The following is a 296-nucleotide window of genomic DNA, read 5'->3' as shown; positions in this document are numbered from 1 at the left end:
GAAGAGCGGCGCGTTGACGTACGAGACGGTCTCGTCGACGACGTCCTCGAAGACGCCCGTGAGGGCGGAGAGCTCCAGCACCTTGACGTCGTGCTGGGTGATCTCGCCGCGGACCTCGACGTCGAGGCGGACGGCGACCTCGCCGGCCAGCGCGGTGACGATCCGGCCGAGCGTCTCGGCGAGCGGCAGGCCGGGGCGCACGTCCTCGGCGATCACGCCGCCCTGGACGTTGACGGCGTCGGGGACCAGCTCGCCGGCGAGGGCGAGGCGCACCGAGCGGGCGACGGCGATGCCGG

General features: G+C 74.0%; 1 pseudogene. It reads right to left on the bottom strand.

Going from position 1 to position 296, the window contains the following annotated elements:
* A pseudogene (locus LO771_RS30305) lies at positions 1 to 296 on the bottom strand (phosphoglycerate dehydrogenase); the annotation flags it as partial.

The organism is Streptacidiphilus sp. ASG 303, assembly GCF_020991365.1.
Classification (GTDB): Bacteria; Actinomycetota; Actinomycetes; order Streptomycetales; family Streptomycetaceae; genus Peterkaempfera.
This window is presented reverse-complemented; position numbering and strand designations above follow the sequence as displayed.